The organism is bacterium (assembly GCA_009926305.1).
GTDB lineage: Bacteria > Bdellovibrionota_C > UBA2361 > UBA2361 > RFPC01 > RFPC01.
Map to the genome: position 1 here is coordinate 1 of RFPC01000027.1, position 19,662 is coordinate 19,662.

The 19,662-nt window shown below is 45.6% G+C and carries 15 protein-coding genes; 3 read left to right on the plus strand and 12 right to left on the minus strand.

Features of this window, described 5'->3' with window-relative positions; translation table 11 throughout:
• The 10 genes from EBR25_06130 to EBR25_06175 form a co-directional block, all read right to left on the minus strand.
• Nucleotides 1-1,368: hypothetical protein (locus EBR25_06130; protein ID NBW40572.1), on the minus strand; the 1,368-nt coding region annotated here is incomplete at its 3' end.
• Nucleotides 1,369-1,480: 112 nt separating this feature from the next.
• Nucleotides 1,481-3,361, minus strand: coding sequence for a hypothetical protein (locus EBR25_06135; GenBank protein ID NBW40573.1), 1,881 nt, complete (start codon nucleotides 3,359-3,361; stop codon nucleotides 1,481-1,483).
• Nucleotides 3,362-3,589: 228 nt separating this feature from the next.
• Nucleotides 3,590-4,700, minus strand: a protein-coding gene (prfB, locus tag EBR25_06140; protein ID NBW40574.1) for a peptide chain release factor 2 whose coding sequence is annotated in 2 segments (ribosomal slippage) — nucleotides 3,590-4,615 and nucleotides 4,617-4,700 — 1,110 coding nt in all. Because the reading frame shifts where the segments join, the coding sequence is not laid out codon by codon here.
• 31 nt (nucleotides 4,701-4,731) lie between these two features.
• Entirely contained in the window at nucleotides 4,732-5,226 is a 495-nt protein-coding gene (ybeY, locus tag EBR25_06145) for an rRNA maturation RNase YbeY (GenBank protein NBW40575.1), read from the minus strand.
• On the minus strand, nucleotides 5,223-7,010 hold the full coding sequence (locus tag EBR25_06150; protein ID NBW40576.1) for an HDIG domain-containing protein: 1,788 nt from the start codon (nucleotides 7,008-7,010) through the stop codon (nucleotides 5,223-5,225). The genes ybeY and EBR25_06150 overlap by 4 nt, the downstream gene beginning before the upstream one ends.
• 242 nt (nucleotides 7,011-7,252) lie before the next feature.
• Nucleotides 7,253-8,077, minus strand: a complete 825-nt coding sequence (locus tag EBR25_06155; protein NBW40577.1) for a PhoH family protein — start codon at nucleotides 8,075-8,077, stop codon at nucleotides 7,253-7,255.
• Between the two features lie 532 nt (nucleotides 8,078-8,609).
• The gene (locus tag EBR25_06160; GenBank protein NBW40578.1) at nucleotides 8,610-9,293 is read right to left on the minus strand and encodes a VUT family protein; all 684 of its coding nucleotides are present in this window, start codon (nucleotides 9,291-9,293) and stop codon (nucleotides 8,610-8,612) included.
• 217 nt (nucleotides 9,294-9,510) lie between these two features.
• Nucleotides 9,511-10,020: a hypothetical protein gene (locus tag EBR25_06165; protein ID NBW40579.1), complete on the minus strand. Its 510-nt coding sequence runs from the start codon at nucleotides 10,018-10,020 to the stop codon at nucleotides 9,511-9,513.
• A gap of 271 nt (nucleotides 10,021-10,291) precedes the next feature.
• Entirely contained in the window at nucleotides 10,292-11,329 is a 1,038-nt protein-coding gene (locus tag EBR25_06170; protein ID NBW40580.1) for a hypothetical protein, read from the minus strand.
• 157 nt (nucleotides 11,330-11,486) lie between these two features.
• Entirely contained in the window at nucleotides 11,487-12,644 is a 1,158-nt protein-coding gene (locus tag EBR25_06175; protein ID NBW40581.1) for an aminotransferase class I/II-fold pyridoxal phosphate-dependent enzyme, read from the minus strand.
• Nucleotides 12,645-12,768: 124 nt separating this feature from the next.
• Between EBR25_06175 and aroF the strand changes: the two genes are divergently transcribed.
• Nucleotides 12,769-14,832 carry a 3-deoxy-7-phosphoheptulonate synthase gene (gene aroF, locus EBR25_06180; GenBank protein ID NBW40582.1) on the plus strand — a complete coding sequence of 688 codons (2,064 nt, stop codon included), beginning with the start codon at nucleotides 12,769-12,771 and terminating at the stop codon, nucleotides 14,830-14,832.
• A gap of 82 nt (nucleotides 14,833-14,914) precedes the next feature.
• Here the strand turns inward: aroF and EBR25_06185 are convergent, their stop codons facing one another.
• On the minus strand, nucleotides 14,915-16,210 hold the full coding sequence (locus EBR25_06185; GenBank protein ID NBW40583.1) for a CinA family nicotinamide mononucleotide deamidase-related protein: 1,296 nt from the start codon (nucleotides 16,208-16,210) through the stop codon (nucleotides 14,915-14,917).
• Between the two features lie 3 nt (nucleotides 16,211-16,213).
• The gene (locus tag EBR25_06190; protein NBW40584.1) at nucleotides 16,214-17,704 is read right to left on the minus strand and encodes a hypothetical protein; all 1,491 of its coding nucleotides are present in this window, start codon (nucleotides 17,702-17,704) and stop codon (nucleotides 16,214-16,216) included.
• Nucleotides 17,705-18,133: 429 nt separating this feature from the next.
• On the opposite strand from EBR25_06190, the gene ruvX reads away from it, so the two are divergent.
• Both ruvX and mltG read left to right on the plus strand, forming a co-directional pair.
• Nucleotides 18,134-18,688: a Holliday junction resolvase RuvX gene (gene ruvX, locus EBR25_06195; protein ID NBW40585.1), complete on the plus strand. Its 555-nt coding sequence runs from the start codon at nucleotides 18,134-18,136 to the stop codon at nucleotides 18,686-18,688.
• Nucleotides 18,689-19,660 carry an endolytic transglycosylase MltG gene (gene mltG, locus EBR25_06200; protein NBW40586.1) on the plus strand — a complete coding sequence of 324 codons (972 nt, stop codon included), beginning with the start codon at nucleotides 18,689-18,691 and terminating at the stop codon, nucleotides 19,658-19,660. It abuts the gene before it with no gap.
• The last annotated feature ends 2 nt before the right edge of the window (nucleotides 19,661-19,662 follow it).

Sequence of the window (19,662 nt, forward strand, 5' to 3'; positions counted from 1 at the left end):
CTCTTGTCGTTCCAGGTAAAAACTTAAGATGGAATCACTCTGAGTTTCATTGAATGGAGAGAGTGTATCTTGGGGAAGGATAGAATTATTTGCGAGCAAGACATGAAGCTCTTCCGCCAGTGCATTACTCTTCCATGGTGCCAGAGAGATTTTCTTTAGTCGTTTCAGTGCTACAAGCAGAGAAGTGAGCTCCGGTGCCTGAGCCATTCCTGCATCACGACTCACCTCGTTCCACTCCGATATTTTTTCAAGATCTTCAGAGTAGAATGCCCAACGACGATGCCTCTTTTTTAGCGGTGATTTCTCAAAGCGGGTAAAGTGGGAGTTAAGACGGTCTTTTTGCCATAAGATCGCTCCACTCCCGAGCAATGAGCCGAGTACCTTTGCCCCGGTCAAAAAGACTCCATCAAAGTCGCTCCATAGTTCGTGCTCTCTATTTCCGAAAATATTTTCCCCGGTTTTGAGATTTAATCGACCAATCCCCTGGCAATCATCGAGAAGAATAACTGCATCTCTCGTATTCGGATGAGTGCGTAATATCTGAGCAACTTCCTTAAAAGGTATGCAGTATCCAGAGCTTGTAATCGTTGGAATAATGGCGAGTGATACGCGTTCTGTAGTTGCAATTCCAGATACTTTTTCGAGGATGTCATCGTGTGTTACCCGATGCGGAGCATAGGTGTGAATATTATATACGTTATTTGGTAGTGAACTCCTCGAGTAGTGAAGAGCGTCAAGTCTCTTATTATTCCAAATATCGATAGCAGCAGGGAAATTCGCATCATGAGAAAAGGGCCAAGTGCCTTTGAGGATTGGATTAATAAGCCTTCCCGTATCACTGAATGATAAAATTGAGCGAGAAGATACGTCAGGAATCAATGCAAGCAGTTGACATAGCGCGGTTGTTGCATTGTCATCAAAGAATGCTTCAGTGCTCTCAGGAGGAAGATGATAAATGTCACAGAGCCCACGAAAAGTTTCGGCGCAGATTGTAGCAGTCAGCGCATGTATCTGCTTGGGTGACTTCTCATATTCAGAGATCAGAAGCGAGATAGCTAGCGCAGCCTTGGCGCACTCTCGATTTGGAATGCCAAGCGTACATGAGTGAAATGCTAATTGCTCTAGCTCGGTATATGGAAATCTTCTTCCGTGAGTTTTCCCAGTACTAGCTGAGGAGGTTGTGGATGAGTTCAGTTCTCCAAGAACCGTTCCTCGGAAATCAAGTCCCGGAATATTGCCAGATATTTTAACGTCTCCCGCTGTCCGAGTATTTGGTATGAGTTTATTGATGATAGTTCTACAATCGTCTTCAGACAGATGTTCAATGTTGAGGTAGCTCTTACATTCTGGAGTAAGCTCGCGGTTCATAGTGGGAAAAATCTTTAAAAGCAGTAGTTAGATTCCCCTGTATTCTATGGGAAATACAAAATGAGAACCACCCACTACCATGGACAGCCTGGTTCAAAAAGAGAAGAGATAATTAGAATTCTTCTGATAACAACTCAACTTCGCGTTGTATACGAGCAAGGAGATATCCGAGCCTCTTAGCGTAGTCTTCATACTCAGACAATGTAGAGACTTGATGAGGATCGAAGGAGATTCTCAGCCACGAGGATTGCTGCTCTTCCACCTTGGATGGAATTGTAATCGGCTTCATATCGTACATAGGATCGATAGCTTCTCCAACGCCATCTCTTTCACTAAGTGGAATCGAGAGTCGTTTTTTCAGCTCCTCACCTAAATCTACCCCATCTTTGGTAATATGAAAGCTGATAATACTTGAGATAAACTCCACCCCCCCGTTGGCTTCAGGCTCTAGGATGTGCATATGGGGTATTTCTTTTAGAGTATTTATCACATGCTCTCGGAGTTCTTTCAGCCGAGAGTCTATCTTATGATTAAAATGATCGAGATTCGGCATCTCTTCCAGAGCGACTGTCAAAGAGGCGACTTCAGGTGTTTGTACAACTCCTTTAGCATGGAGGTTATACTCTTCAACTCGTTTTTTATCCGTTGAATAGAATGCAAATTTTCTAGACCTTTTTTTTATCTCCGAATCGTTAAAAGGTGTCGCATATTCTTCAAAGTGAGACTTTTTCATGAGCATAGCTCCGGAGCCCATCAGTGCGCCAAGAACTTTAGCACCAGTCAGCATTATTCCGTCAGCATAGTCCCATACTGTCTGAATCTCGCTCTCTTTGATCCCACTTTCATCTCTGCCGGTCAGATAACGCTTCTCTCTTACTCGTCCAAGTCCCTGACAGTCATCGAGAATAATAATAGGTGGCTGCTCATAGGGAAGTGGAAGGCTTTTCATCTCAGCAAGCGTATTGAGAGTAGCTGCATGCTCCCGAATTGCGATAGACATCTCAACAAAGGGGAGTCGTCTTCCCAGTCGTGTTACGGTCGGAAGAATGAAGATACGGGGAAGAGGTTCATTTGCAATGCCTTCCATTTTATCCGTGATATTTTTTAAAATCTCTTGATCTGAGAGGCAATTACCGTTTCTAAGGTGCGATACAAGGTGGGGAAACAGGTTGTCTCCTAACGCAGGGCATGATGTCGCGAGCTTTGCATTTTGGAAAGCATCGATATTCGGCTTAAAATTAAACTTTTGAGCTTCTGGGTTGTTCCCCATGATAGTCATGGGAATTACTCGACCAGTATCGAAAAATGTGAGTATGCCATTACCAGGTTTGAGAATATTTTCGCTACGCTTACCATAGATATGACCCAGATACTGATATAGGGCTGTCGAGGCATTATCATCAAACAAAACTTCGGTATCTTTTACGTCAACTCCATAATTCTGGCATAATGCATCAAAGCACTTTCGACTGACTCGAGAGACAATATCTTGAGTCTCTTCAATATCACTGTGTTTCCTCGCTCGATCAAGCTCCTCGGTAACCACATACGCAGCCCTAGCTGGATTTTGACGTGGAACAGCAAACGTTGATGTTGCAAAATGGAGTTTTTCCATGTCTCTATACGGAAGCCAGCGTTCACCCTTAATCACTGCTTCATCGCGCTCGAGATTCAAAATACCGAGCACCCCACCTTTCCATCTGAATTTCTCAAGGTCGTGATACGTTATGCCCGCATCTCCTGAGAATACATGATGGTTTCTCCCATTTAACGCGGTTTGCTTGAGCTTCTCTCTTAGCTCCGGATTAGAAATAAGTTCTTCAACATTGATAAAATCGGCAGTTTCTTGAATTGGAGATTCGAGAGATGGTTTTTGCGGACCATAGAATGTTTGTGGTGAATCTTGAGTTTCTCTCTCTGATGCTTTTGGACTGGGGGATTGCTCAGAGCTTCTTTCCAACCCTTCATCGTCTTTCTTTGGATCCTCTAACACACTTCACCTTACTTATTTTTCAACAAAAGAACCGCCCTTGGCTCCTTTTCTTGAGAAGTTTTCTTCAGAGAAAGGATATTACCTCACTAAGAAGCCTCCGTTAGTTTTCTCTGATTTGAGAAGCTAATCAAAAAAAACTGGTAGTTTGCTCGTGTTGAAAGGGAGATGAGTGCTAACTAGCTGAAAAAACCGATATCTTTACTTTCAGCACTAGGGGTCTGTATTGCTCTAAAGGACTTGGGTGTTCAGCAGGTACGCTTCAATAAACTCATCAATTTCGCCATTAAGAATGTCATCAACATTCGATGATTCATGATTGGTTCTTAAGTCTTTTACCATTTGATACGGTTGCATAACGTATGAGCGGATTTGCGAACCAAAATCTACCTTTTTCCTCTCTCCTTTAATCCCTTCCATTCTTTCAGATTGCTCTTTACGCTTGAGTTCGTACAGCTTTGCCTTCAAGAGCTTCATCGCTCTGTCTCGATTTTTATGTTGAGAGCGCTCATTTTGGCATGCAACAACAAGTCCTGTTGGAATATGTGTTAGCCGAACGGCTGAATCAGTCTTATTTACATGTTGTCCCCCCGCTCCTGAAGAACGATATGTATCGACTCGGAGATCTTTATCATCAATCTCTATATCAACGTCTTCCTCTATCTCGGGTGTAACAGCGACTGATGCAAAGGAGGTATGTCGCCGTGCGTTTGAATCGAATGGAGATATTCTTACAAGCCTATGAACCCCCTGTTCAGAGCGAAGATGCCCATATGCATATTCACCTTTTATAAGAATTGTGGCGCTTTTGATACCGGCTTCTTCCCCTGGATTATATTCCAGCTCTTCAACTTGAAACCCCTTTCGTTCTGCCCATCGGAGATACATACGAAGGAGCATGTTTGCCCAATCCATAGACTCTGTGCCACCAGCTCCGCCGTTGAATTCTACTATGGCATTAGAGCGATCGAACTCCCCGCTCATTTTACAGAAAAATTCTTCGTCGCTAAGCCGCTGTTGGAGTTTGCTTAAGGAGCTATGTGCTTCCTCTATTAGCTCAGGCTCTTCAAGCGAGAGCTCTAACGCTGTTCCCACGTCGTCGTATAGCCCATCGATTAATTTCATCGTATCGAGCGCTTTTTGACATAAGGCTCTTTCTCTTAGGGCTGATTGGGCCTTTTCTTGGTTTTCCCAAAAATCACTTTGTTGTGTCTGTAGCTCGAGTTCCTCGAGTCTTCGCGCTTTCGTTGGGACGTCAAAGAAACCCCCTCAACGCTTCAATGCGTTGTTGGACTTGGGGAAGTTGTGACTTGATCTCAGACCGATCGGGTAACGTATTCATATTCACTAGAGTATCTGGAACAGGAAGGTAGTTAAAGAGCTAAATGCGCAATTTCATGTTTACGGAGAAGCTCATCTTGTCTCTCAAACATTTTCATAGCCTCTTCTTCAGAGACATTCTCGTGGTCATAGAGGAAGAGATGCAGTAAGCCATGTACGAGAAGTCGAGAGAGTTCTTGAGCGATGGTGACTCCGAACTCCGTGGCTTGGTGTTTGGCTTTATCGAGTGAAATGACGATATCACCAAGGCTTTGCGAGAGGACCGAATCCCCTTCCAGTTGAGAGAAAGAGAGAACATCTGTTGATTGATCTTTGCCACGATATGTCGCATTTAATTCCTGAATAACCGGATCGGAGGTGAAGAGCACGCTAAGATGGCAGATTGCGCTGGAGATAGGCTCATCTGACAATTCTTGTAGGCAATCCAGTAGAAATGCTCGTATGCACTCCTCGTGCTTTGTAAAGGCTTGTTCGTCGCTAGTGATATCAATATTCCACTGCCGAATTCCTTGTTGATTATTCATCATGTAATACCGAGCCGCTTCAGATCCTCTTCTTTTGTTTTTCGCGGAGCTTCTTCTTCCTCTTCCTTTCCTGGTGAAGGATTGTTCGTCTCAGAAGTTGTTTGCTCTGTTACAGAGCTTGAGCTCGGAGCATCGGTGAGAGAAGTGCTTTCGATTTTTACCGTGTTATCGCTGAGTTCTTTATTTCCCGACTGAGAAATAATTTCCTGAGCGCTCTCGCTTTCGATTTCCTCACCATCGCTCGTTTTTGTCTCTGAACTTTTTGTCTCAGTAGTGCTGGTTGATGATGCTACCCCTTTTTCAGCAGGTTCTGCGTAGGCAATACGTTGATGATAAATACTTGTTAAGATGCGGACAAAGTTTCTTGCTATGAGGTGCAAATCCTTAAGTGTTAAATCACACTCATTCAGTTGACCACTAGCAAAAACCTTGTTGATCATTTTCTGAACCATCCCCTGGATGCGATCTGGGGTTGGTTCTTTAATCGTACGAGCTGCTGCCTCTATCCCATCAGCAAGCATGAGGATTCCAGCCTCTTTTGTCTGCGGTTTTGGCCCGGGATAGGAATAAAGGCTCTTATCAACGCTTCCTCCACCCTCTTCTGAACTTTCCTGTAGTTCCTTTTTCGCTTTTTGATAGAAATACTCGATCAGAGATGTCCCGTGGTGCTGGGGAATCATGTCCACGATTGGGGTAGGAAGATTGTGTGCTTTCGCCAGCTCTATACCATCTTTGACATGAGAGCGAATAATCAGTGCAGACATGGAACAGCTAAGTTTATCATGTCGATTTTCAGTGCCAACTTGATTTTCTACAAAATACAGTGGCTTTTTCATTTTGCCGATATCATGGAAGTAAGCTCCCACACGCGCCAATACTGGATTCGCTCCAACTGCATCCGCAGCCGATTCAACCATCATTCCCATTACCATGGAATGATTCCATGTTCCGGGAGCCTGAATACTCAATTCTTTTAGGAGCGGATGATCAAGAGTCGCCATCTCTAGTAAACGCATATCCGTTACATATCCTCCAATCGCTTCAACGATCGGTGTAACTCCAGCTGCTACAAAACTGCATAAGATACCACCAAGCAGTGCGGCTCCGAGTGGTAGAATAACATCCAGTGGATGGTGCGCCCCTTCAAGAATAATAGCAGAGAGCGCGAAAGGAAGGCTCACTAATGAGATATTGAAGCCAGCTCTGATATAAGCAGAACGAGACCGAAATCGGGAAAGGCTTAAACAAGCCATGAGTGTTGTTGATAGAATAAAGGGAACCTCAACAAGCGCGTCTGGAGAGTAGACTCCCATGGTGATTGATAGCGCTACACTAAAAAACATTCCAACATGCATTCCCAGCACGGCTTGAAGGAGAAGCGCTCCTGCCGCAAAGGGAATGGCAAATTCAAGGGCTAAAGGCCCGTTTGTAAGGTCAAAGCCCATTCCCTTCAGATAGTCAGTTCCAGCAAGAGCGATAAATCGTCCTATCCAGACAATGAGTAAAGTCCCGATAAAGATAGTGCCAATTGCTGTCAGATCTCGAAGCCGCGGTGAATAGCGGCTAAAGCTCGCTAGTGCAAAACGATGAAGTGTATAGATTGTTAAGAACGTGAGCGCCATGCGTCCGCTCTTCGCATATGGAAGAATATCTTCTGCGCTGAGTGACCCGAGAATAAACTCCGCAGATACCGCGCAGAGCATCGCAATAACGATTCCGGTAAATGCCCGAAACTTTGTTATTGGAGGTGTTGCATTCTGACTCTGTGTATCCATACTCGTATTCATCAAATCTTACTTGTATTCACGAGCTCTGGCTTACGCGAAGGAGGGCATAGAAAACAAGAGTTTGATTTTTCAAAATATACATTCATACATATTTTTCTAAATAGTGAAAAAAGCGGAGCGAGCTACGAGCAGTATGCTCCAGCGTAAGAAATAGTATTTTTCATGATTGCCCCTCCCTAATCGAATTACCGAAGTATCGATTCCATTTTTCGAGACTGAAACCGAGATGCCGACCGAATGAATCAGGACCGTTTCGGAGTAGTTTGCCTGAAGACGTCTTCTCCTGCATCTTTCTTTTCGTATGCTTCGATAATACGAGATACGAGAGGATGCCGTATTACATCTTCCTCAGTAAAGTGTACCATATAGATGCCCTGAATGCCCTTGAGGAGTCTCATCGCCTCAGAAAGCCCTGAGTTCGTCCCACGAGGCAGGTCTATTTGGGTTATGTCACCAGTTATCAGGCACTTAGAGTCACGACCTAGTCTGGTAAGAAGCATCTTCATTTGAACTGAAGTCGTATTTTGAGCTTCATCAAGGATTACAAAAGCGTTTGACAGGGTTCTTCCCCGCATGAAGGCAAGGGGGGCAACTTCAACCTGTCCCCGTTCAACCATCTCTGTGGCTTTGTCATAGTCAACCATATCATGCAGAGCATCGTAGAGTGGTCTCAGATATGGATTTACCTTTTCAGCCATATCACCGGGTAAAAAGCCGAGCTTTTCTCCCGCTTCAACGGCAGGTCGGCAAAGAACCACCCTCTTCACTTCTTTCTGTAAAAGAGCGGAAACGGCCATCGCCATAGCAAGATAGGTTTTCCCGGTACCTGCTGGGCCAATCCCGAATACAATATCGTTTTCTTTAATAGCTTCGATGTACTCTTTCTGACGAAATGTTTTTGGGACTATTACTCGCTTTCGACCTGCAATTTTGAGTTGATCACGAAAAAGATCTTCTAAACGTAGATTCTTATTCGAAGAGAGCATTCGAACACATCGTTCAAGGTCTCCAGAAAATATCTTTTCGCCTCGTCCTACAAGTTCTGTGAGCTGCTCAAGGAGATCCATCGCAAGCCCAACATCACTATCAGCTCCTGCTAAAAAGAATCCCTCTGGTACAACTGATACTTTGAGTTCAAGGAGGTGCTCAAGCTTTTTCAGCTGGCTATTTCTCTCTCCCGCAATTGCCAAAACTGTGCTTGAGTCTTCTACTGGGATAACGGCTTCCTTGTAGTCTGCCCCCTTGTGGGTCGCGGTTTTCCCGTTTTGACTCGTTTTTTCAGACAATATGTTCCCTCTTCTTTGTGTATAGAGCTCATCGATAAGATGAGAAAAAGCCTTAAGAAGCTCCAAGAGATATTTCTCTCCTAATACTTTATATGACCAACAGCCTTCTTTAACAGGTTGCCTTGCTAAGGAGGGTTTGACAAGAACATCAGTGATTTCACTAACTAATGGGGGTGGTTTTCATGTTTACACGGGAAATGCCGAGCATCCTCGTAAGAGTCTTTCAACAAGTGTTTTAGAGTCGTTACTGACCGCACCGCTTGGTACTCGGAAGAGGTGTAGGTTGGCATTTAGCAGAAATTTGTGACGGGCATTATGTCACGATAGGTGTCTTTCGTTTTCGTGCGAGAAATACGGCTAGGTAAAGCAAGGGAGTATCAAACAGTGCGACCAGCACTTTAAAGAGATAGCCGCTTTCGAGAAGCGGTAAAAAATGGCTCCATTCGATAACTCCTGTAAGGCAGAGCAGGAAGAGGACTGAAGCGGTATCAACAAGTTGTGATGTCATCGTTGAAAAATTGTTTCGCAACCAGAGATGCTTGCCACGAGTAACGCTCTTCCAAAAGTGAAAAAGTCGCACATCGATAAGTTGCGCTAAGAGATAGGCGGTCATCGAAGCGAATACCGCTGGGCCATTTAAGCCAAAAACCTTGGCAAATAGAGCATTGTCAATTGGAGACCACTCCGTTGCTGGTACGTTAAGTGCTAAAAATACAACACATGAGATGAAGATCGAGGCGATAAAGCCCGAGAGTACTACTCGGTTTGCCGCACGACGCCCATAGAGTTCGCAAAGGAGATCCGTGACCAAAAAAGTAACTGGATAGGGTAGTATTCCTACGGAGATTTCGAATCGATATAGTCCAAAGGGATTCCAGACAAAAAACTTTTGGAATATCAGATTGCAGCTAACAAGTGAGGCAATAAATATTGCGCTCATCATTAAATACAGGAAGTCGGGCTCCCGATCTTTTATCATTACTTCTTTAGAGCTCATGGTCGGTGCTATTGGGAGATACATTCATCCGAGGAGCGACACTGTCATGCATGTCTACTGATTCAATCTACTGAGGTAGTGTAGTGGGCGGTGGCGAGATACCGCAAGATTGTAATAGCGAGTCATTGCTATCGGGCGAGTGCTCTCGCACTTTGTGCAATGAGTCTGTGCAAAAATAGGCTGATTCAGGAGACGAGAAGCGCTCGATGAATTATGTTCAGGCTGCCCTGTTTGATGTGGCGGAATGCACGTCAATGGCTACTGTTTCTGAATTCGTAACCCAGCTTAGAAACTTGTCGACACTGATTGGCTTACTGAAGAACGCATTTACACCAGCAGCGAAAAAGTCCTCAGCCTGCTTTGAATCAAAGGTTGTTCCGATGAATCCGTAGCGAGCTTCTGGATAATTCGCTTGCAATTGATCGAGCACTGTAAAGGGATTCTCTGATTTGAGATCGAGGGAGATGATAAAAATTTTCTGGTGATCTCCTGCTGAGAGTATGCTGCTATTGTTTTGAGCGTCACCTACAGACCGTTGAGAATCTGGAGAATCTTGGCCAGCACCTGGTTGTTCGCCCGAAAACGCGTATTTGCTCTGCCCGACGATTACCGTATCAAAACGCTCCAGAATGAGAAGTTTTCTCAAGTTTTGGAGCCCCTGTGGCTTATCGTCGATAATAACAATTTCTCCGTTTAGTCGCTCGCTCATATTCAATACTTCCACCATAGTGCCGCTGTTGTGTAATCAACGCGGCTCACCTCTTTAAAAGAGCATGCTAGAAAAACTAGGTCAAATTTTTGTGAGCAGTTTTCCTAAGATGCTATCTCCATTAATTTTTCTGCCGTAATAAAACCCGTATTCACTGGTTGTTAGGACGCTTTGCACTCCTCGCCCCAGCTTTGGCAACTGGTAGACGGCGCTCGGTATTAAAACCTAACAGGCTTTCTCTACGAGTAGTGAGAGCCGTTGCGGAACAAGCAACGGCCGCAAAGGCCACTTAGAGATTGGCAAGGTAGATATAGAGGTCTGAGACTGGAAAATCTGGATCTGGAGTTCGTAGACCAAAGGACTCGGTTGCTGGAAGATCTTCAGCAAATCGATACCAAAAAATTCTATCAATGCCCCCTACTCGTTCGCGAAGAAACGGAAGAGTGCGTTCCGCATATTCGAGTTGATTGTTCACACCGGTTTTACCAGATTCAGTGACCCAGATGGGCAGTGAGATTGTCTTCAGGAAGTCATCAACATCTCCGACGAGCCTTTCGAAATTTGTACCGTAATAGTGAATTGCATAGATATCAACAAGAGTAAGGATACCAGCATCAACTAAGATTTTATTGTAATTCAACGCGCTAGGATAGTTTTGCGCAATGCTAGTGGTAGCTCCGCTAACGATAAGCTTTGTCAAATCTTCATCTCGAATAGCCTGACTGGCAAAGGAAGTAAGCTCGACAAAGTTCAGCGGGTCTTGAAGCACGGAAAGCCTTGCATTGGATGGAAAAGCAGCATTATTTGGTTCGTTCCAGATCTGATAGCCACTAATTTTCGGATTCCCAGCGTATCTTCGAGCAACTACTCTTGCCCAACGGTTTGCGAAGGTAAGCCTTGGATTGCCATTCTCCCATTCAGAGCTATTCGCCATCCAAGATGGCGTTTCGGCGAGAATGACTAATGCTGTCATTCCAGCTGGTATGCAATCAAGAATATCATCATAGAATGAAAAGTTAATGTTGCTGTTTGGTGTTGGTTGTACGTTATCGTCCCAATTGAACAGGACTCGAACAGCAGTGATTCCGAGCGTGTCTTTGATTTCTGAAAATTGGTTGCAAATACTGCCGGCGAACGCCTGATTAGAGAATGCATTGAGCCCGAATCGTTGGAGGTCTATGGGCTTTCTATCAACGCCGTCAGCTAAGTCGAGCGCATCACCAGGGTCTTTAATCACCTCAAGCGCTTCATCCACCGTTGAGCTGTTGCAACCAGAGAAGAGAATGAACAGTAAAGCTAATAGCGTAATCAGATGTAAGCGCTTCATGGATACCCCAAATCTCAAATGATTATTGTTATTTAGGAATATCTGAAATCACGAAAGAGGGCAAAGTAAAAGTCAGGGAAAAACAGCTCTGATCAAGAGAAGCTCTTGGTGAGATATGCATTTGCGGAGTTTTCAGCCATGCTGGTGCGGATTTTGGTTATACCGTACGCCAAATCTGGAACGCGTTTTCGCAATCTTGCAGTGAGAGTACGAGCGAAACTCTAAACCATTCATCTGAGCCAGAGCCAAAGAATGAGGAAGGGCTGATAAATATTCCTTTTTCCCTCAACGATTGAGCATAGGACATGCCAGAGTGCCCCTCGGGAGCTTTTGCCCATAAGTAAAACGTGGCATCTGTTTTGAGATATTCGAGACCAAGTTCGTTGAAAAAGGCAATGAATCTTTCTCGGATCGGTCTTAGTGCTTCTCTTCTTGAATGAACATGGTGGTCATCGTTCCATGCAGCAACGGAGGCATGCATGATCATTTCTGGCGGAGCTGTTCCAATTGAATTTCTCATTCGAGCATATGCATCAACAAGCTTCGAATCACCAGCTACAAATCCGCTTCGATATCCTGTGAGCCCACTTCGCTTTGAGAGGCTGTGAAAAGCCAGCACTCCTTCTTGAGCCACTTGAAGGATTGATGGCGGTGGAGAATCAAAAAAGATATCAGCGTAACATTCATCGGAGACGAGCAATATTCCGTACTGAGCTGCAATCTCTGCTTGGCGTTTGAGGTAATCAAGTGTACATCCACTGCCAGTCGGGTTGTGAGGATAGTTGAGGTATACAATGGCAGCATCATTCAAGAGAGCTGGGGGGAGTTCGCCGAGCTCAAGGAGGTACTCCTCGTCAGCACCTCCCTGAATCGCGACGTATTCGCCATTCACAGCCAAGGTGCCCTTAACATAGGGTGGATACGCGAGAGCTGGACCGAGTACTTTTCGACGCGTACTGTGAGCATCGATCAAGAGCGCAGGGAGATGGTAAATCCCCTCTTTTGACCCCGTCACAGGAATTATAGCTTTTTCGGAGACTGAGACCCGAAAGCGTCTATCGAGATAGCTGGCAATAGCCGAGCGAAGTTCAGCAAAACCCCTGACGAGGGGGTATCGAGATTCTGATGAGAGATGCTCACGGACTGCTTGTAGTACAATCTCAGGAACGGGAAGGGTGTCATCGCCAGGTCCAAAGTCATATACGGTATTCCCTGCCTTGAGGAGCTCGTGTTTTCGTTCCATGAATTCTGCAATAGGGTAGGAGCCGATTTCGACAGCAGAGGGACAGGGGGAGATTGTGCGGTTTGTCGTCATGCCAGCACTGTGGAAGGAGAAGTGAGGTTCGTCAATAGCTTCTCATCTATATCTTTGTGGGTGATTGACTTGGATAAGAAACTTCCGCATCTTGGCATTACTTCTATCTGATGGATGTAACCGAATGAAAGACAAGAAAGAAGACGATCAGAAGAGACTGGTATCACTAAGAACTGAAATAGATGAGCTGGATCAACAGCTTATTGATTTACTTGCTGAACGCAGGGCGAAGAGTCTTGCCGCAGCTGAGGTGAAGTACGCTGAGCACAGTCCGATACGGGACCAGCATCGAGAAGAGAAGCTTCTCTCGTTGAGGCTCCAGCACGGGCGGGAGCGTAAGCTTGATGGGCATTTCGTTTCGCGAATCTTCCACGAGATTATCGATGACTCTATTCGATACCAGCAGCAATTTCTCCAGAGGAAACTGAACTCAAAAACTGGTGAAGAGGTTGAGATTCAGCGCATTGGATTCCAGGGTTCAAAGGGTTCATTTAGTCATCTTGCAGCAGAGCAGTATTTTTCGCGTGTAGGTGTCCCGGTTACTTTTAATGGGTGTACTTCTTATCGACTGGTCGTTGAAATGGTTGAGCGTGGGGATTTTGATCTCGGCGTTCTTCCCATTGAAAATACAACATCAGGTGGGATTAATGAAGTTTATGATCTGTTGCAGAAAACTCGCCTCGTTATTGTCGGCGAGGAAAAATATCGTATAACGCCATGCTTGCTCGGCTTATCTGGCACCAAGCAGAGTAACATTCGTCGGGTATACAGCCATCCACAACTCGCTCTTCAGTGTGGACGGTTTTTATCGGATCTTGATGTGCCGATAGAGACGTCTTTCAATACGAATGAGACGGTAGAAGAGTTGCGGAGAACAAATGCAAAAGACTCTGTTGTGATTGCGAGTGAGGAGGCTGCTGAATTACTTGGATTAGATATCGTAAAGCGTGGAATAGCAGATCAGACGGATAATTTTACTCGCTTTCTTATTGTTGCAAGGCAACCAATTCGAATTGATGAGCGAGTTCCGTGTAAGACATCCGTTGTTCTTGCTACGGCAAATAAGCCCGGGGCGCTTGTCGATGCTCTGAAAGTATTTCAAGACAACAAGGTGAATCTTACGAAGTTAGAATCTCGACCTGTTCTCGGGAATCCATGGGAAGAGATGTTTTATCTTGATTTCGAGGGAAATGCAGAGAGTGATCATATTCGTTTTGTCATTGAAGAAGTTCGCCGCCATTCTCGATTTTTGAAAGTCTTAGGCTGTTATCCAAGCAGCGATATTATTAAGACAGAGGTTGCTCCACATGGGAAAACTCCAACAGATGGAGCAAGTATTCCGCATATACCGCGAGAAAAGGCGCGAGTGAGCACTAAGGAAGAGGGGGCTCGAAGCAAGACTGATAATGCGAAGCTCTATAGTCGAGATTATAAGTTGGAGGACTCCGTTATTGATGTGCGTGGTGTCCGTATTGGTGGAGACTCATTTGTCATCATTGGGGGTCCGTGTTCTGTCGAAACGGAAGAGCAGATCTTTCAATGCGCAAAACACTTGAAGGAAACGGGTGGGCATGTTCTTCGTGGTGGATGTTTTAAGCCGCGCACTTCGCCATACAGTTTCCAGGGATTGGGGTATGCCGGGCTGGAGCTGCTTGTCCAAGCTGGACGCACCTACGATCTTCCTGTGGTCACTGAGGTATTGGCGGTTGAGGATGTTCATAAAGTTGCAGAGAAGTCTGATATTATTCAGATCGGCGCCCGGAATATGCAGAACTTTACATTGCTTCAGGAAGTTGGTCGTACGCAGAGGCCGGTGATGTTGAAGCGGGGAATGAGTTCGAGTATTGATGATCTTCTGAACGCATCTGAATATATTTTATCCCAGGGCAACCAGCAGGTCTTCTTCTGTGAACGAGGGATACGCACCTTTGAGAACGCGACTCGGAATACATTGGATTTGAGCGCTATTCCAGTGATTCGGCAGAAATCGCATTTGCCAGTTATTGTCGATCCTTCTCATGCTGCAGGGACAAGAGATCTTATCGTTCCCCTTGTCTATGCATCACGTGCTGTTGGAGCACATGGTGTTATGGTTGAGTTTCACCCGAATCCTGATGAAGCGCTCAGCGATGGTCCTCAAGCCTTGTTGTTCGAACAGTGGGCGCAGATGATGGAGCAGCTCCGATAGCAGCGGGACGCGCTCCCGATAGCGAGGGAGCAAGAGGCGAGCTCTTGTAATCACGAGTTAAAAGTTGGTCATGCTCTCTTGATCAGGGAAGCTCAACTGTTTTGCCAAGAAAGGGGAGCCCAAGCAGAAAGCGCCTTATAGAATCAAGCGCCGAGAAAGCGCTGTATATTCTCACGTAATCTCGGTCTGTGGGAAGGAAAAATTCAAGTGCTACTTCATATCCCTGAGAGGCGATTCCGATGTAAAAAAGACCTACCGGTTTATCTGTTGTCCCACCATTGGGCCCAGCAACTCCTGTTATTGAAACTCCGATAGAAGATCCACACCGTTCACGAGTTCCTGTCGCCATTGCGCGTGCGACTTGAGGACTTACCGCTCCATGAGTTTGGATAAGTTCGTTGGGAACACCGAGCAGCTTCTCCTTCAGTTCATTGCTGTAACTTAGTATTCCACCTGAAAAATAGGCACTGGCACCTGAGTAATCCGTTAAGAGTTTTCCTAGCAATCCACTGGTACACGATTCTGCTACGGCGAGGGTTGTGTCGTGCGCTGAGAGAAGCTCATGGACAACTTGAGGAAGAGATGTCTCTGCTTGCATGCTGAAAACGTACTCATCTAACTCCTCGCGTATAAGCGTGACTGCTTGCTTCAGGGGTTCTTCTCCGCCATTTGGAGATTCAACTCGGACCTGAAGTTCGGGAAAATGAGGGCGGTAGCCAACTCGAATCTCATTTGGAAGGGGTAAGCGGTCGATACGTTTTCCTGCCTCTGATTCTGGAATTCCAAAAAGTTGTAGTTCTTGAAATGAAGGGATGCATACTCTTGAGCCAGCTTGCTCTAAGAAGAAAGGGAGTACTGTCTCTGTAATCATGGCGTGGAGTTCGCGTGGCACTCCTGGAAGAGAGCAAATCGAGAACGTATCATCTCGTGAGACAATAAATCCTGGTGCGGTGCCATTGGGATTTGGGATAACTCGAGCATTTTCAGGAAAGTGAGCTTGAATATTGTTGGCATTATCAAACTTTCGACCTCGTTTGCGATAGAAATTTTTTAATTTTCCAAGCTCCTCTTCTGACAGCACAAGGGGTCTATCGAAGAAGTGGCTGATAGCTTGGCGTGTCAGGTCATCAGTAGTTGGTCCAAGTCCACCACTGGTGATTAAAAATTCTACATGCTTCGACAGAAATGTGAGCACTTCAGTGATCTCGGACAGATCATCTCGGCACGTCGTGACAAGTTGTGGAAGAAATCCTGCGTGAATGAGTTCTTGAGCGATCCATGATGCGTTGGAATTTAATATCCTTCCATCTACGACTTCATTCCCGATGCAGAGAATACCAACGCGTGGCGCATTTGAAGAAGAGGTATCGGGTTCCATTTCTTATACACCGCCTGATACAGACTGTTGTCCTTTTGAAGAGTAGGCGATTTGAACTTGTTCATGTTGGTGCTCAAGTTCTGAGAGGGTTTTTTGAAGGAATTCTGCGGGTATTGGTTCGTAAGAATTCGGGAGTTGTGGGAGTTTGATTTTCATTGGATCAACATAGCGTCCATTCACATAAAATGCGTAGTGCAGGTGGGGGCCAGTTGCAAGTCCAGTGGAGCCGACAGCGCCAATAACTTGACCTCGTTTCACTCGTGTCCCTGCACGAATGCCCTTGGAGATTTTAGACAGGTGCACATAAGCCGAGGCATATTTCGAGCCATGTTTAATTTTGACCATGTTCCCATTGCCGCCGTAGTATCCGGCCTTCTCAACAATTCCATCAGCGACGGTTCGAACAGGTGTTCCTGTTGGAGCAGCAAAATCAACACCGTGATGAGGTCTGCGGCGTTTGAGCACGGGGTGAAAGCGTCCCTTGTTAAAAAGTGACGAGATGCGAGTAAACTTTACTGGATATCGTAGAAAGTGGTTGCCGATTGCTTTTCCCTGGCGGTCATAGTACCGCGGCTCATCGTTGCTATCGACATGCCTGACTGCAACGACCAGATCGCCACGATTCATAAACGAAGCAGCGTGAATGACACCGGGTGCTAGTGCTTTGCCGTTTTTGATGCTCCGTTCTTCGTATATGACCGTAAAGCTATCGCCTGGTTGAGTATCTCTACTGAACTCGATTCTTCCACTGAAGAGGTCGATAAATTCATCGATAATCTCATAGGGGATTCCAACTGAGAGGCTCGATGTTGCCAGTGAATGATCTATAGTCCCCGATGCTATTCGACGGGTCGTAATTATTTCTGGCTCAATAATCTGGGGCTCATATGCATTTTCATTTAAGCGTAAGAGGAGGACTCGTCCGTTACTGAGTTCTTTTTTCAGTTCTGATATTATACCAGTAGAGCTGACTGTTAGCGCAATCTCTTCTCCCGCGCGTAGGCTTGAAAGTGGAACCCCTGCTTTTCGGAATGCTGCTGCCGCTCTATTTGCAAGAGCGGTTTCTCCCCCATGTTCGTTCCAGATACGTGAAAGTGTATCCCCAGTTCTAACGGTATACGTTCTAGCTGTCGGAGCCGACGGTGATGGAGTTCCCTGTTCTTGTTCGATAATGAGATCTTCTGCCTTTTTGTCATGGTATGGATTCACCGGCGCATCGACTGTTGAGTCGGTTGTTGGTGTTAGGCTTTGAATTCGAGGTGCTTCTCTTGTTGATTCATCTGCAATGCTCTCCCAGTTGAGGTATGCGGCTTTGATGGTCTCAGGGCTCTCTTGAGGGCTCTCTTGAGATTGAGAGACGTTTGAGGATGAAAATAGCAGAGGGGTTAAGAGCAGTGCCTGGAGTACTGCGATGAGACCGATAAAGATACCAATGAGCTTTCCGTTATAGTGTTTCACAAGTCTTATCACTCCTCGCCTAAGATAATGTTCCATGGATGGTTAAAATGACAATGGAAGAAATTGATGACGGCGTCTGCCTGAAACGAATAAAACCAGGTGTAAGTTGAGAACAGAAATTGGGCCCTTAAAGAGGGTTGTGAAGTGTTTCACAAGAAGTAGGAATTGAAAAAGCTGGGGGTGTCTGAAAAGCAGGGGATGAGAAGCGTATAAAAAGCTTATGTGAGTATTCATCGCTATCTCTGTCCTTTGTCGTTGTTCTTTCCTTCAACCGGCGTTGAGCGTTCATTCAAGCGAAAGCCTACTGAGGTTGTTTCGCTGGTTGTTTTGTCTGTCGGTTTCCGAGAAACTGCCCTACCGTATGAGCATAGTCATAAAAGACTTCTGGGAAGAACGGTTCGGAACGATTTATCACTGGTATTTCCGAAGACTTCCCCGAGGAGAGTATAATAGTAAAACAGCGTTATGAAAAGCAGCCGTTTTCTCGCATTAGACATCGGGTCCAAGTTCATTGGATACGCAGTGTGTTGTGGGCCTGTAGGCAGCACACGAGAGAAGGCTCAGAGCACGTCTGGTGCGGAGTTGATGCAACAATCAGCATATATTCAGGAGGTTGGACATACTTGGGAATGTGGGGCTGTGCTCAGGGCTCAGAATCACGCTTTACGAGTTATTCTTTCATTACTCGAGCAGTATGCAGTCTCAGTGCTCGTCGTTGGGTATCCATATCAAGAGTCTGGCAGGTCTTCGGAGCAGGGAGAGGATATCCTTAAGTTCTGTAGGAGAATTAGACGAAGATTCAATCCGGAGGCTCTTCTGGTCACCTATCTCGTGGATGAGTCTTTTTCTTCTGTTGAAGCAGAGGAGAAACTTGGAGCGAACTCTTCTGAAAAGAGAATGCGCTTCAAGGAAACTGGAGAGATTGATGCTCAGGCAGCGCTCATTATCGGCAGGCGATACCTTGAAGATGAAAATAAGTATAGGATAGAGGAATTACAGGCAAGCGCCCTTGGAGAGTGAATGTTTCGTTTAGTTAAGCTCGTTCCATATTTTATAGTGCCCGTGATCATAGGGCTTGCAACGTATTTTTATTTACAAGACCTCTTCTTTCACCCGCGAGATGCAAATTCTACACGAACGGAAATTGTGCAGATTCAGCCTGAGGATACCTCCGAGCAAATATGCCAACTGCTTCTTGATCGCAACATTATCAGAAGCGCTCAGAGTATGTGCCTTTTTATGTCGCTTCGCGGGATATCTTCATTTGTGCCAGGAGAATACGAGCTGAGTCCAGTACTTACCCTCTCCGAGATTATCGAGAAGTTTCAAAATGGTGATCGCTTGCTTCGAACGGTACGTTTTGCCGCTGGAAGTAGCATTAAAGAAATAGATGCTGTTCTTACCAAGGAAGAGATTATTTCTCAGTTTGCCTTTGAGCAAATAACAAGGACGCCAGATCTACTTGCCCGAGCAGGGATCGCAGCGGGGAGTTTCGAGGGATATCTTGGTTTTGGGGATCTGACTTTATCAAAGCCTGCAGACCTTCAGGCACTTTTATGGGAACTGCTTCTCCGAGCTGAGTCGAAGTGGCAAAAAGAGTATACCGAACAGTTGGAAGCACTACGTATGTCGCGCCATGAGATTCTTACGATTGCTTCAATTATACAAAAAGTGACGGCCGAGCCCCGCGAACGTCGTATGGTGTCTGCCGTATTGCACAATCGACTCAAATTAGGGTTAAGGCTCGAAAATTTTGAAACCCTTTTATATGGATCACCAAATGCAGAGGGGCTAACAGCAGAGCAGCTAAAGGCTGTTGCTGGGCCGTACAACACATACATGAATTATGGTTTGCCCCCGGGACCGATTACGAATCCAGATCAAGATGCGATAGAGGCGGCGCTCTTTCCACTAGATACCGATGCTGTTCAGTACGAGCGGGATGGTGAACGAAGTATTATATTCGTCTCTGAGGAGACAAAGAACGAATAGAG